Origin of the sequence: Acinetobacter sp. Tol 5 (assembly GCF_019702905.1) — a bacterium.
In the GTDB taxonomy this organism is placed as follows: Bacteria; Pseudomonadota; Gammaproteobacteria; order Pseudomonadales; family Moraxellaceae; genus Acinetobacter; species Acinetobacter bereziniae.
In genome coordinates this window covers 2975071-2989152 of sequence record NZ_AP024708.1, presented here as the reverse complement: position 1 = coordinate 2989152, position 14082 = coordinate 2975071, and the positions used below count along the sequence as shown (strand labels likewise).

The 14082-nt window shown below is 37.4% G+C and carries 10 protein-coding genes; 5 read left to right on the top strand and 5 right to left on the bottom strand.

Translation table 11 applies throughout. From position 1 onward, the window contains the following. Positions 1-151: 151 nt before the first annotated feature. Positions 152-856, bottom strand: coding sequence for an SIMPL domain-containing protein (locus TOL5_RS13900; RefSeq protein ID WP_004831412.1), 705 nt, complete (start codon positions 854-856; stop codon positions 152-154). Between the two features lie 502 nt (positions 857-1358). Here TOL5_RS13900 and TOL5_RS13895 point away from each other — a divergent pair. Beyond that, positions 1359-2732 (top strand): diaminobutyrate--2-oxoglutarate transaminase, encoded by a 1374-nt coding sequence (locus TOL5_RS13895; protein WP_004831411.1) that lies wholly within the window; start codon positions 1359-1361, stop codon positions 2730-2732. Between the two features lie 3 nt (positions 2733-2735). Then, positions 2736-4268, top strand: coding sequence for a pyridoxal phosphate-dependent decarboxylase family protein (locus TOL5_RS13890; RefSeq protein ID WP_004831410.1), 1533 nt, complete (start codon positions 2736-2738; stop codon positions 4266-4268). A gap of 416 nt (positions 4269-4684) precedes the next feature. On the opposite strand, the gene TOL5_RS13885 is transcribed toward TOL5_RS13890, so the two are convergent. From TOL5_RS13885 to mutS, 4 genes are all read right to left on the bottom strand, one after another. Then, the gene (locus TOL5_RS13885; RefSeq protein ID WP_005029915.1) at positions 4685-5404 is read right to left on the bottom strand and encodes a D-Ala-D-Ala carboxypeptidase family metallohydrolase; all 720 of its coding nucleotides are present in this window, start codon (positions 5402-5404) and stop codon (positions 4685-4687) included. A gap of 140 nt (positions 5405-5544) precedes the next feature. Then, complete coding sequence (gene fdxA, locus TOL5_RS13880) at positions 5545-5868, bottom strand: ferredoxin FdxA (protein ID WP_221260408.1); 324 nt, start codon at positions 5866-5868, stop codon at positions 5545-5547. 339 nt (positions 5869-6207) lie between these two features. Continuing rightward, the gene (locus TOL5_RS13875; protein WP_058968364.1) at positions 6208-6744 is read right to left on the bottom strand and encodes a GNAT family N-acetyltransferase; all 537 of its coding nucleotides are present in this window, start codon (positions 6742-6744) and stop codon (positions 6208-6210) included. A 141-nt stretch (positions 6745-6885) separates the two neighbouring features. Continuing rightward, positions 6886-9540: a DNA mismatch repair protein MutS gene (gene mutS / locus TOL5_RS13870; RefSeq protein ID WP_151781182.1), complete on the bottom strand. Its 2655-nt coding sequence runs from the start codon at positions 9538-9540 to the stop codon at positions 6886-6888. A 451-nt stretch (positions 9541-9991) separates the two neighbouring features. Here mutS and dctA point away from each other — a divergent pair, with 451 nt between their 5' ends. The 3 genes from dctA (at position 9992) to TOL5_RS13855 (ending at position 14074) form a co-directional block, all read left to right on the top strand. Beyond that, positions 9992-11320, top strand: coding sequence for a C4-dicarboxylate transporter DctA (gene dctA, locus TOL5_RS13865; protein ID WP_198114475.1), 1329 nt, complete (start codon positions 9992-9994; stop codon positions 11318-11320). Between the two features lie 493 nt (positions 11321-11813). After that, the gene (locus TOL5_RS13860) at positions 11814-12803 is read left to right on the top strand and encodes an acyl-CoA desaturase (protein WP_151713739.1); all 990 of its coding nucleotides are present in this window, start codon (positions 11814-11816) and stop codon (positions 12801-12803) included. Continuing rightward, positions 12800-14074, top strand: a complete 1275-nt coding sequence (locus TOL5_RS13855; protein ID WP_058968345.1) for an NAD(P)/FAD-dependent oxidoreductase — start codon at positions 12800-12802, stop codon at positions 14072-14074. Before TOL5_RS13860 ends, TOL5_RS13855 begins: the two co-directional genes overlap by 4 nt. The last annotated feature ends 8 nt before the right edge of the window (positions 14075-14082 follow it).

Below are 14082 nucleotides of genomic sequence, written 5' to 3'. Positions count from 1 at the left end.
TTATCATTTAAAACTATGGTTTGGTTAAAATAAGTGGAATTTGTAATAAACAATCAAATTGTTAGGCATAAAGACTTAAAAACCGTGCCTAAGCACGGTTTCTATAAATCTGATTTTTCTATGAATCTGATTTAAAGTTAAATCAACGAGATTATTTAAACTGGATAGAACCATTGGCATTTACTGTGATCTTCGACTCACCAGCAGCCATATTTTGTCCACCAGCATCGGCAGCTTCAAACTTAGCCATAGATGCACGTGCGGCATAAATCGGTTGTGGATAAGAGTTGCTGGTATTGATGTTGATATTCACCAAGTTATAAGACGATTTGTTCCATGCTTGCGTTAAAATTTGTGCACGTTGCTGGAAGTTTTTCGAAGCTTCAACCATTAATTCATTTTCAACTTTTTTACGTTGTTCATCAGACACTGTGAAATTAATTGACTGGGTTTGGAAGCTGTTTTGCAATTCATTGATTAGTTGGCTTGCTGCTTTAAAGTCTTTACTTTCGATTTGGATTTCAGCACGACCACGCCAATCTTTTAACTTTTGATTGTCATTGTCATATACAGGATAGGTGGTTTGTGAACCTGTTTCGACTTTAACTTGTGGATATTTTTTAGAGATCGCAATGGCTTGATTCATTAATTGAGTGATTTGTGCGGAAAGCTCGGCAGGCTGTTTGTTGGTCTTTTCAATAAACAGTACGGCATGCATTTCATCATTAGACACTTGACGTGTCGCATCTGCTTGAACATTTACGATGTTGTAGTTTAGCGGATCATTATCAGCTGCCATTGTCATTGTGCTCAGTGTAGTTCCCAGAAGTAAAGTGGTTAAAGCTAAGTAACGCATAAGTTATCCTTAAAAATTGTTTGATTAAATTTTATGACCAAAAGATATATTGTATAAATTGAATCTGTTTTTGATGATAATGGTAGTTTGTGGAAAAACTATGGCGGATTTTGTGGTGCATTTGTAATAATTTACATAGAAATTGCAATAATGTTTTATTTAAAAATTTTTTAAAATGAATTATTTACGCACTTATAGACTATTGGATTTGTATAAGATCGTGTCTTATAGGTAAAGTGATTTTAATTGTCTACTTTTCTTTGCTTTGTCACATAGTATGATAATAATACTTGAACTGGATTGAGCTAAATGTTTTTTTCGATAAATGGAGAGTAGATAAGTACATAAAAGTTATTTATTTTCTTGTAAAAAACTGTATTATCGCGCTCCTAGTTATGAATATTAAAAGCTCTCTAACTAGATTTCTATAAAGCACCGAGTCAAAGGACCACAAGTCACCCGACTTATTTCTTTCAACCCATATCAGAGATGGTAATTCGATATGAGCGTTACTTCTGTAAATCCTGCTGCCACTTCCACAAACGAATACTACTTGACTCGCCAAAGTCAGATGGAATCGAATGTTCGTAGTTATCCACGTAAATTACCGTTAGCGATAGCGGAAGCACATGGTTGTTGGGTTACCGATGTTGAAGGTACAAAGTACCTCGATTGTTTAGCTGGGGCAGGAACATTGGCTTTAGGCCATAACCATCCTGCGGTGATTAAAAGTATTCAAGACACTTTAGCAAGTGGTTTACCTTTACATACTTTAGATTTAACAACGCCTTTAAAAGATGCTTTTACTGAAGCACTACTTGAACAACTCCCAGGTGGAAAAGAAGAGTATTGTCTACAGTTCTGTGGTCCATCTGGTGCAGATGGTACAGAAGCAGCGATTAAGTTGGCAAAAACATATACTGGTCGTAGTACTGTGATCAGTTTCTCTGGTGGTTACCATGGTATGACACATGGTGCACTAGCGATGACAGGTAACTTATCTGCTAAAAATGCGGTGAATGGCTTAATGCCAGGCGTACAATTTATGCCATATCCGCATGAATACCGTTGTCCACTAGGGATCGGCGGTGAAGCAGGTGTAGATGCCCTTACCTATTATTTCGAGAACTTCATTGAAGATGTCGAAAGCGGTGTGACCAAACCTGCTGCTGTAATCCTTGAAGCGATTCAAGGTGAAGGTGGTGTTGTGTCTGCACCTGCAAAATGGTTGCAAAAAATCCGTGAAGTGACTGAACGTCATAATATCGTATTGATTTTAGACGAAGTTCAAGCAGGCTTTGCACGTTCAGGTAAAATGTTTGCCTTTGAACATGCAGGTATTGAACCTGATGTTGTGGTGATGTCAAAAGCAGTCGGTGGTAGCCTACCATTGGCTGTATTAGGGATTAAACGTAAGTTTGATGCTTGGCAGCCAGCAGGTCACACGGGGACTTTCCGTGGTAACCAACTTGCTATGGGTACTGGTCTTGCAACGATTAAAACAATCAAAGAGCAAAATCTGGCGAAAAATGCACAAGAACGTGGTGATTTCTTACAAGCTGAATTGAAAAAATTAGCCCAAGAATTCCCATGTATTGGTAATGTTCGTGGTCGCGGTTTGATGATCGGTGTTGAAATTGTGGATGAGCGTAAGCAAGCAGATCATATGGGTTCGCTTCCTGCTGATTCACAATTGGCAGCTGCAATTCAAACAGCATGTTTTAATAATAAGCTATTGTTAGAAAAAGGCGGTCGCAGTGGTACGGTGATTCGTCTACTTTGTCCGTTGATCATTACTCAAGAAGAGTGTGAAGATGCAATTGCGCGCTTTAAGAAAGCTGTTGCAGAAGCTCTTGTTGCAGTTCGAGGCGCTTGATTTATGGTAGATTTTGCAGAACATCGTAAAGCGTTACTCTGCAATGATGCTCAATCTATTGCTGACTATGAGTCAGCAATGGCTGAGGCGACTAAAGCAGTCGCAGCATGGTTGCAAAACGATAAAATGTACACAGGCGGAAGTATCAAAGAACTTCGTGAAGCGATTTCTTTTGCACCGTCTAAACAAGGTTTAGGACTTCACCAGTCGCTTGAGCGTATGGTTGAACTTTTCCTTAATAAAAGTTTAAAAGTACATCACCCACATTCTTTAGCACATTTGCACTGTCCAACGATGGTGACCAGTCAAATTGCTGAAGTGCTGATTAATGCCACAAACCAGTCAATGGACTCTTGGGATCAAAGCCCGGCAGGCTCATTGATGGAAGTTCAATTAATCGATTGGTTGCGTCAAAAAGTAGGTTATGGTGCAGGTCAAGCAGGGGTGTTCACTTCTGGCGGTACACAGTCTAATTTGATGGGTGTACTGTTGGCGCGTGACTGGTGCATTGCCAAGAATTGGAAAGATGAGGATGGTCGTCCTTGGTCTGTTCAACGTGACGGTGTTCCAAACGAAGCGATGCGTAATGTCAAAGTGATTTGCTCTGAAAATGCACATTTCTCTGTCCAAAAGAACATGGCGATGATGGGCATGGGCTTTCAGTCAGTTGTGACTGTACCTGTCAATGAAAATGCACAGATGGATGTCGATGCGCTAGAAAAAACTATGGCGCATTTGCAGGCTGAAGGCAAAATTGTTGCTTGTGTTGTTGCGACTGCTGGGACAACCGACGCTGGTGCGATTGATCCATTGAAAAAAATCCGTGAAATCACTAATAAATATGGCGCGTGGATGCATATCGATGCAGCATGGGGTGGTGCACTGATCTTATCAAATGACTATCGATCAATGCTTGATGGTATTGAATTGTCTGATTCAATCACCTTGGATTTCCATAAGCACTATTTCCAAAGCATTTCATGTGGCGCGTTCTTGTTGAAAGATGAAGCGAACTATCGTTTCATGCATTATGAAGCTGAATATTTAAATTCGGCTTATGATGAAGAACATGGCGTACCAAACCTTGTTTCGAAGTCTCTACAAACAACGCGTCGTTTCGATGCGTTAAAATTGTGGATGACCATCGAAAACCTAGGTGAAGAGCTTTATGGTTCAATGATTGATCATGGCGTTAAACTTACTCGCGAAGTGGCAGATTACATCAATGCTACTGCTGGTTTGGAAATGCTGGTTGATCCACAATTTGCATCGGTGTTGTTCCGTGTCGTTCCAGAGAATTACCCTGTGGAATTACTGGATACATTGAATCAAAACGTTGCAGATGAATTATTTGCACGTGGTGAAGCCAATATTGGTGTGACTAAAGTGGGGCAGGTTCAATCTTTGAAAATGACCACTTTAAGCCCAGTTGCAACTTTAGATAACGTGAAGAATCTTCTTGCTTTGGTATTGGAAGAAGCAGATCGTATCAAAGCAGCAATCGCTGATGGTACATATACGCCTGCAATTGACTAGGTTTAAACTATGTTGATTGAAATGAAATAGACTTTGTTTATTTCAAAAAACGCCCGATGAATTTCATTGGGCGTTTTTATTTAAAGGTGTTTTGGTCTAAAATATAGTCAACCTGTCAAAAACTCAGACGCAAGAATATAATCTCTTTTAATTAAATCAATTCCCTGTAAGAATAAATTATTTGCTTGTAAAGAAGCTTGCAATGCCACAGCTTGCATTCAAAGTTTAAATACCTCCACCCAACGGCGACATCCATGTCACCCCACGGTAGGGTAACCATCTAGAACCTAAAAGCACAAAAACGAATTGATCACCTAGTTTTTAAAGTTCATACAGAAACATAAGCTTCATTTATGATCAAATACTTGGTCATAAAAAAAGAGATCTTATCGATCTCTTTTAAATTGAATCTTGACTTAAAAATTACACATTGAGCTATTACGGGTCAAGTCAGGTCCCCAAGTCCGATAACCTTGAGTATCAATATGGATTTGTCCTGAAGCATATAGACCTAAGCCCATGTTTAAGTTCTGACCATACTGTGCCCAAAATTGACACAGTTTAAACTTGGTGTGTTCAATATAAGCATAATCTTCAGGTTGAGGGTTTTCAGGACCTATACGAAAATCGATGGCTGAATTAAATAAATGACGTGAAGAACCAGCGCCACCCGCACATTGATTCAATGGTAGGTCACGATAAACTGAAGTAACTGTAAAGTCTGTTAAAACTTTGGATGCAACCAGATATTTGAACACTTTCAATGTCGGTAATTGATTATTCCATAGCTCTCGACTTGGAATCATATATTCTGATTTACCGCATTTTTCCCAATCCCGTGCAGTTTTAAATAATTCAAAACTTGGAATAATATTTCCTGCATTGTTTTGTTCAAGAAAACGTTCATAACCACGCGCACGAGACTGGTTGTCACCATACATTAACCATTGACGATAAGAGGCGGGCATGGTTTTTTGTGGGATGGGTCGTTCAATCGTAATTTTTTCTTCAGGAATATAAATACGTTGACCATGTGGTGTGCTAATTGTTGGATTCTTTTGAGGGGAAGATGTACATCCGGCCAGAATCATTGTAGTAACACCGACAGCAAGTAGACCTTTCAAAATAAATTTCATTCTCAATATTAGCTAAAGCAAGTAACGGAGTATTCTAGTCTAGTTTAGGTTGGGTATTATGAATAAATTGCAAATAAATGTATAAATTACATATTTAAATGCAAAAAAGATCAGCCTAAGCTGATCTTTTAGAACAATACTTATTTTTCTAAATACTGTAATTTGTCTGGCTTACCATTCCATTCTTCACGATCTTCGGGTTGATCGCCAATTTGGGTAATGTTCGGCCATTTTTGTGAAAGTTCAGCGTTTAATTCAATAAAGACTTCTTGACCTTCAGGTAATTCATCTTCTGAGAAAATTGCATTTGCAGGGCACTCAGGTTCACATAATGCACAGTCAATACATTCGTCTGGGCTAATCACAAGGAAATTCGGACCTTCATAAAAACAGTCTACTGGACATACTTCTACGCAGTCTTGATATTTACACTTAATACAATTTTCAGTGACAACAAAGGTCATGGCGTCAGCTACCTAAAAATATGGTTCTAATTAATAATGGTGTATTTTAGGGAAAACGCGACAAAGTAACAATTGCTTTTATTGATATTTAATATAGAAGAACCTGCTGAATCAATTTTTTTTATAGTAAGAAGGTTTATTTTGTGATGTATTTCTCATTTATGTGAGTATGAGTAATAATTATAGAGAAAGTATAGTTAAAAAAATGCTAAGCATATTAAAAATAGGGCATAACTGTAATATTGAAAAAACACAAAAATTATTTTATTGCTTGAAAAATAAACCGAACCTGCTGTCTGTTTAGACTGAATGATCGTTGACTATATTTCTCTATATGGACTATTCGCTGAGATTGTAGATTAAATGGATATCCTCAGGTTCCAAAGACCAGAGTTGATGATCAGGCTTTTCTAAAAGCTTTGCGCCTTGCTTGAGATAAAAATCGACTGTGCGTTGAGTGGGGGTTGCTGAAATATAGAGTTGTTTTGCACCTAATTTTTTTGCTGATGTGATGGCTGTTTGCATTAACTGACTGCCAATGCCATGACTTTGATGATGGGCATCTACATAAAAATATTGCAGTAGCTTCGCTTGAGGATAATCAGTAATTTTTTGATTTGATACGACCTGAACTGCGATGAGTTGGTTTGACGGAGTAAAGCCACCTATGCAAATTGCACCTTGTTGGCAAAGATGTTTGATCAAAGGTGGGTCATTTTCTAGATGATACTGATCCCAACACTGAACATCATAAAAGCAGTCAATACGCTGAAGTTGTTGGCTGTGTTGTAGATACATATGTGTGATTAACTCTTTTCGATCAATCTGTTGCCAAATTAAATCAATCTCAGCGTATTGTAATGGTCTAAAGGAAATCTTAATTTTACAGCCCTCAAATCGGTTTTAATGACTTTTTATACATCAAAACTTTATGTTTTTGAATTTAGATAATCGGTTTACTTGTAATACATTTTTCCAGAACCCGCTTAAACAATAAACAGGTCCTGGGATATTGGTCTATGACTTTAACGCAGCTTTCAGTGCATACAATTGTTCAAGTGCTTGGCGAGGAGTTAAATCATCTAGGTCGATATTTGCCAAAGTATCGAGCACTGGAGAAGGTTTAATAATTTCAATGACTTTTTCAATTTCAATAATCTGCTCCTGTGTTTCAGGTTCAGGTTGGTCAACATTGGCAAATAGATCATTTTGTACAACGGATTGCAATTGTTGCTGTTGTTGCTTCTCTAAAATTTTTAAGCGTTTTTGTGCTTCTTTAATCACTCCAGCAGGAATCCCTGCAAGTTTTGCAACTTGTAAACCATGGCTTTGACTGGCAGGACCTTGCTGTACTTTATGCAATAAAATCAAATTACCATTCAATTCTTTAGCAGTGACGTGATAATTATCAATTGCGACTTCTTTTGATAATTCGGTTAATTCAAAATAATGGGTTGCGAATAAACATAAGCATTTGATGCGTTTAGTTAAGTCGAGTACACATGCCCAAGCCAGTGACAAACCATCATAAGTACTTGTACCCCGACCAACCTCATCCATCAGCACTAAAGACTGATTGGTGGCATGGTGCAAAATTTGAGAGGTCTCAGTCATTTCAACCATGAAGGTAGATTTACCTGTAGACAAATCATCTGCAGAACCAATACGGGTAAAGATACGATCTATAGGACCTAGTTTTGCAGCTTTTGCAGGAACGAAACTACCGCAATAGGCAAGTAGACTGATCAATGCGGTTTGACGCATAAAGGTCGATTTACCTCCCATATTTGGTCCAGTAATGATTGCCATACGATGATTAAAATCGAGTTGAGTATCGTTCGGTGTAAATGGCGTTTTACTTAATGATTCAACCACGGGATGACGACCAGCAGTAATTTTAATGCCGATCTCGGGGCTATATTCTGGTCGATTCCAATTGTTTAAACGTGCTTGATGCGCAAAGTTAGCCAATAGGTCAATATGTGCAATGGATGCACTCATCATTTGCAAATTGGCAATGTCTGCTCTTAATTCATCTAACAACATTTCAAAGAGTAGCTTTTCTCTAGCCAATGCTCGAGATTCACTGGAAAGCACTTTGTCTTCAAAGGATTTTAACTCTGGCGTAATGTAACGCTCAGCATTTTTCAAGGTTTGGCGACGTATATAATGTTCAGGTGCTTGTTCTGCCTGAGCACGGGTGAGTTCAATATAGTAGCCACTCACACGGTTATAGCCAATTTTTAAGGTGTTGATTCCTGTTGTTTCACGTTCTTTAATTTCCAGATCAATTAAAAATTGCCCTGCATGATCACGGATTTTACGAAGTTCATCTAATTCAGTATCAAAGCCTTCTGCAATGACATTGCCATCACGCAATAAAACAGGTGGATGTTCAACAATGGCTGACATTAAACGTTGGTGCAATCCATTAAAATCACCCAATTCTTCATTTAATTGTCCAATTAATTTAGATTGTTGAGTATTGAGAATGGGTTGCAGGGCATGCCTTAAAAATGGGATTTGGGCGCATGCCTGACGCAGTTGTACCAAATCACGTGGACGAGCACTTCCAAGAGCGACTCGACTTAAAACACGCTCAATATCTCCAATTTCTTTAAGCACTAAACGTACAGGCGCTTCATGATAACCTTTGAGCAATGTATCTGTGGCGTCTAGACGCTCATCGAGTATTTGTGTATCGCGTATGGGTTGCATCAGCGTACGTGCAAGCAATCGGCTGCCCATTGCAGTTTGGCAATCATTGATCAAACTAAATAATGATGTTCCATGTTCAAAGAGTGGATCAATAATTTCTAAATTACGACGTGTGACAGGATCGAGCGCAATGAAATCAGAACTTTGTTCTAACTTAATTGAACGAATATGCGGTAAAGCTGTTTTTTGAGTTTCTTTCGCATAATGAAGTAAGGCAGCAGCTGCGGCTTTAGCCAGCGGTAAATGATCAATCCCAAAGCCAGAAAGTGTGGAAACGGCAAACTGATCACATAAGGTTTTTTGTGCATTATTTAAATTAAAATCAACATTAGGGCGTTTGGTGATTGGACACTCAATTTGTTTTTTTATTTGCTCAATAATATTCGGGTCGACAATGTCTTCATCGATTAGAATTTCACTTGGCATTAATCGTGCCAGTTCAATCGCTAAATTTTCAGATTTAAAATCTTGCTGCTGTACTTTAAAAATACCTGCACTTAGGTCAAGTAAGGCGATACCGATTTGATTTTGCTGAAAGCATAAGGCAACAAGATTGGAGGATTGTGTTGCCGTCAATAAGGCATCATCAGTTAGCGTTCCTGGTGTAATGATTCTGACTACGCCGCGTTCAACAGGTCCTTTTCCTGTGACTTCACCAATTTGCTCACAGATCACCACCGCTTCGCCTTTTTTGACTAGACGAGCCAAGTAGCCTTCAGCTGCATGATAAGGTACACCCGCCATTGGAATAGGTTCACCGTTGGCTTTCCCACGGTGCGTAAGCGTGATTCCAAGCAGTTTGGCAGCTTTTTTTGCATCATCAAAGAACAGTTCGTAAAAGTCGCCCATGCGATAGAACATTAATGAATGTGGATGCTGCATTTTTACTTTTAAATATTGCTGCATCATTGGCGTGTGAGAAGATAAGTCAGCCGTTATTTCTGTGTTATTCATGTACATGAAATCCCTGAATTTAAGCAAAAAATATAAATCTAAAAAAGCCTGGCCGTCTAACCGAATCCAATTTTTCTGAGTGAATGTGAACTAATCAAAGCGGAAGTATACCTTGAAGTGTACTTGTGATTGTTGAAATTAAATCAACAAAGGGGAGACGATTAGCTCAATTTCTCTAAGCTCCATCTTAGCAAATTGAGGAGGATTAATAAAAAATAATCCTGAGATGAGTGAGGAAATAAACAGCAAAAAGAAAGATGGCGCTATCTGCACGGGTCATTAATAAAATGAGAAAGAAGATGCTGTAAACAAGGGGGAAGAATATTAGTCAAGTTAAAAAGTTGGCTATTTTTGGTAATTTGTAATCTAAATTTGAAAGAACTCAAAAGGGCTTATTTGAGTTGGCATCCATTTTGCTTTTCTTAATTTAGTCCTATCATTGAGCTAATTTATGAAATTAATTAGAAATTCTTTATTTACCCAAGTCATTATTGCTTTATTTTTGGGATGTTTATTTGGGTTTTTTTCTCCAGAAATTGCTAAGAATTTCCAAGTTTTAGGTACAGGATTTGTCAAATTAGTTAAAATGCTTATTGCTCCACTTATATTTTGCGTGATTGTTTTAGGTATATATGGTGCTGGCGATTTAAAGAAAGCAGGTAAGGTTGGTGCAAAGACTTTAATTTATTTCGAGGTCATGACCTCAATTGCACTTGTACTAGGGCTCATTGTTGCATATATCTTTAAACCTGGTCATGGAATGAATGTAGATTTATCAACATTAGATGCATCACAGTTGGAAAAATATAATGAGAATATTCATGCTGTTACTGGAGTATCAGATTTTTTCTTAAACATTATTCCTCAAACTGCTGTAGGAGCATTTACAGGGAATGATGTTCTCCAAGTTGTTGTTTTCGCTATTCTGTTTGGTGTTGCATTATCAATGCTTCCTAAAGATACTAAGGATCCAGTGGCATCTTTGATCGATAAGATTTCTCAAGTTATTTTTAAAATAATGGCGCTTATTGTGAAATTGGCACCTATAGGCGTTTTTGGTGCAATCGCTTTTACTGTAGCTCAATTCGGAATTGCAACGCTTGTTAATCTAGGCTATTTGATACTCATTTACTATATGACCGTTATTTTCTTTGTCGTTGTTATACTTGGACTCATATTAAAATTATTAGGGTATAACATTTTTAAATTCATAAGATACTTTAAAGAAGAAATTTTGATTGTCTGTGGGACATCATCATCTGATTCGGTGTTACCACAAGTCATGTATAAATTAAAAAAACTCGGTATTAAAGACACAACTGTAAGTCTTGTTATTCCATCTGGATACTCTTTTAATCTTGATGGATTTTCAATCTACCTGACACTTGCTGTTGTTTTTATTGCTCAGGCTACTGGCGTTCATCTATCAATTTCAGACTTACTCATCATTTTGCTTATAACTTTGTTTACTTCAAAAGGTGCGCATGGTATTCCTGCATCAGCAATTGTTGTTTTAGCTGCTACGTTATCCAGCTTTCCAATTATACCTGCAATTGGTTTAGTGCTGATTCTTTCAATAGATTGGGTGATCGGAATTATTCGAGCAGTCAGTAATTTAATTGGCAACTGTGTTGCTACTTTAGTCATTGGCTCTTGGGAAAAAGATGTAGATGTTCAACAGGTACAACGTATGCTAAATGATCCTAATTGGGCTAAGTCTGAGCTAGTTCAAACACCACCCCAATTAAAACCTATTGATGAAAAATCCATAATATATTGATGATTCGATGAAAAGAATGCCAATAAAGTTGATTGGCATTCTTGAAATAGCAAATTACTTTAGGTAAAAGCCATTTCCTGATCATTTCTTATTTTTTCTGAATATTTATTCAAAATTATCTTTCTATGTTTGATTTCACTCACCCAATTTAATTGAACCTTAACTTTGACGTTGGTTGACCTTAACGATCTGTTTAGCACATAAATCGATTATTTTGAGGGGAGATTACCTTTGACTTTAGTGATGAGAATCAGACAATACATTTTTAAATACTTTATATAAGCCAAGTATGGGCATGGCAACGTTATGTGCAAACTAATTAAGATATTGCTATAACAATAGAATGAAAATAAATGGAGTTATTGACCGATATAGTCATCTACATTAACGTTTTAGTGTCATGAAAAAAAATATTTACTTCACATAAATTTCATTTCGGGTTGATTAAACTTCTTTATATAAAATCCAATGATTAGAAAATTAGGATACCTCTATGTTGAATCGTGTTAGGCAGTGGATAGACAGTTGGTCCCGTCCGATTCAGGTACAGACCAGTTCTTCAGAAAGCAAGAAAATTCAATGGGTACGCATTATTCCTTTTATCATTCTACATGTTGCCTGTCTCGGTATATTTTACGTCGGGGTATCTTGGTTTGCTGTCACTTTCATGTTGCTATTTTATCTGATAAGAATGTTTTCAATTACTGCATTTTTCCATCGATATTTGTCACATAAAACGTTCCAAACCTCACGAATAGTTCAATTTGTTTTTGTGTTGATTGGAACGATGAGTGCTCAACGTGGACCTTTGTGGTGGGCTGCGCATCATCGTTATCATCATCGGTTTACGGATACAGAACATGATCCACATTCATCGACCTATGGTTTTTGGTATAGCCATTTAGGCTGGTTTTTAAATGATTATAATTTTGCCACGCGTAAAGAAGTGGTCAAAGATTGGCTGAAATATCCTGAACTGGTGTGGTTAGATCGTTTTAGCTTGATCATTGTGCTGCTAACCGCAGTGTCAATTTATGCTTTAGGTGAGTGGCTTGCCGTTGTCTATCCATCACTTGCCACATCAGGTCTACAACTATTGGTCTGGGGCTTTGTTGTTTCAACTGTTTTATTAATTCATGCCACTTTATGTATTAATTCACTCGCACATTTATATGGCAGTCGAGATTTTGAAACAGAAGATCAAAGTCGAAACAACTTATTTTTATCGATCATTACTTTAGGTGAGGGATGGCATAACAACCATCATTATTATGCTGGGAGCGCTAGGCAAGGTTTTTATTGGTGGCAAATTGATATCACTTACTATCTTTTAAAAATGATGTCTTGGATCGGTTTAGTCTGGGGACTGAAACCAATACCAGCACGAGTCTATGAATTCAGTAAAATTGCTCAATCAGCAACTAAAGTAAATATCTTCATTAAAACAAACACCAATAAAAGTTCAACTGGGGAATCTTCATGAAAATTGCGATTATTGGGTCAGGAATTTCTGGACTGTATGCTGCATGGAAACTTTCAAAACATCATCAGGTCACTATATTTGAGAAAAATACGTATTTTGGTGGGCATACTGATACACATGATTTGATTATTGATGAGCAAAAACTCGCTATTGATAGTGGTTTTATCGTATTCAATCATTATAATTATCCATTATTTAGCCAGATGATCGCTGAGTTAGGTGTAAAAGCACAAAACAGTGATATGAGCTTTTCGGTCAATAATCTAATTACGGGTTTACAATATAACCCTTCAAAAAAAATTTCTTTACTAAGTAGGCCACAAAATTTTTTTAAATCAAAATTTAGAGCCATGCTTTCTGATCTTTTTAAATTTTATTCAGCAAATAAAACTGTCGTGGTGAATGATCTTGAGATCAATTTAAGTATTGAAGATTATCTAAATCAAAATGGATATTCCGAGGCTTTTCGCCAAGAGCATTTATATCCAATGTGTGGCGCATTATGGTCATGTCCGATTGATCAAGTAGGAAAAATTCCTTATAAATTTGTGGTGAGTTTTTTTCAACACCATCGAATGCTTCAGCTTAAAGATCGCCCTCAATGGCAAACTATAATTGGTGGTTCAGCTCGTTATGTCGAAGCCATTCAACAGCAGTCTGCAAATATTGAGTTTAAAAAACAAGCAGTAATCAGTGTATCTCGTTTGACGGATCAAGTGATTGTTCAAACAAAGTATGAGACACAAAAATTTGATTGGGTGGTTTTTGCAAGTCATGCGGATGACAGTCTAAAGTTGTTAAATGATCCATCTGAATTAGAGCAGGAGGTGTTGTCCAAATTTTCCTATCAAGACAATAAAATGGTGGTACATCATGATCTGACAATTATGCCCAAGTCGAAATCTCAATGGGCGAGTTGGCATGTACATATTACTCAAGATCAATCAAATTTTGATACGCAAAATATCAAGCCAAGAGTTCATTACACATTTAGCTACTGGATGAACAAACTACAGAACTTGTCCTGCCAAACACAAATTTTCGCTACATTGAATCCAAATTTTGACATTAAACCAGAGCTGATTTTAGTTGAGCGCGAGTATCGTCATCCTGTATTTGATGTATCAGCCATAGGAGCGCAAGGACGCTGGTCTGAGATTAATGGACAAAATCGAACATCATTTTGTGGTGCCTATTGGGGATGGGGGTTTCACGAGGATGGTGTACGTAGTGCAGCTGAAGTTGTGAAGCATATAGAAAAGCTAATCTAGGAGTTCTC

Coding starts and splice junctions, on each gene's coding strand:
- TOL5_RS13900 (WP_004831412.1), bottom strand. CDS start 856: ATGCGTTACTTAGCTTTAACCACTTTACTTCTGGGAACTACACTGAGC.
- TOL5_RS13895 (WP_004831411.1), top strand. CDS start 1,359: ATGAGCGTTACTTCTGTAAATCCTGCTGCCACTTCCACAAACGAATAC.
- TOL5_RS13890 (WP_004831410.1), top strand. CDS start 2,736: ATGGTAGATTTTGCAGAACATCGTAAAGCGTTACTCTGCAATGATGCT.
- TOL5_RS13885 (WP_005029915.1), bottom strand. CDS start 5,404: ATGAAATTTATTTTGAAAGGTCTACTTGCTGTCGGTGTTACTACAATG.
- fdxA (WP_221260408.1), bottom strand. CDS start 5,868: ATGACCTTTGTTGTCACTGAAAATTGTATTAAGTGTAAATATCAAGAC.
- mutS (WP_151781182.1), bottom strand. CDS start 9,540: ATGAATAACACAGAAATAACGGCTGACTTATCTTCTCACACGCCAATG.
- dctA (WP_198114475.1), top strand. CDS start 9,992: ATGAAATTAATTAGAAATTCTTTATTTACCCAAGTCATTATTGCTTTA.
- TOL5_RS13860 (WP_151713739.1), top strand. CDS start 11,814: ATGTTGAATCGTGTTAGGCAGTGGATAGACAGTTGGTCCCGTCCGATT.
- TOL5_RS13855 (WP_058968345.1), top strand. CDS start 12,800: ATGAAAATTGCGATTATTGGGTCAGGAATTTCTGGACTGTATGCTGCA.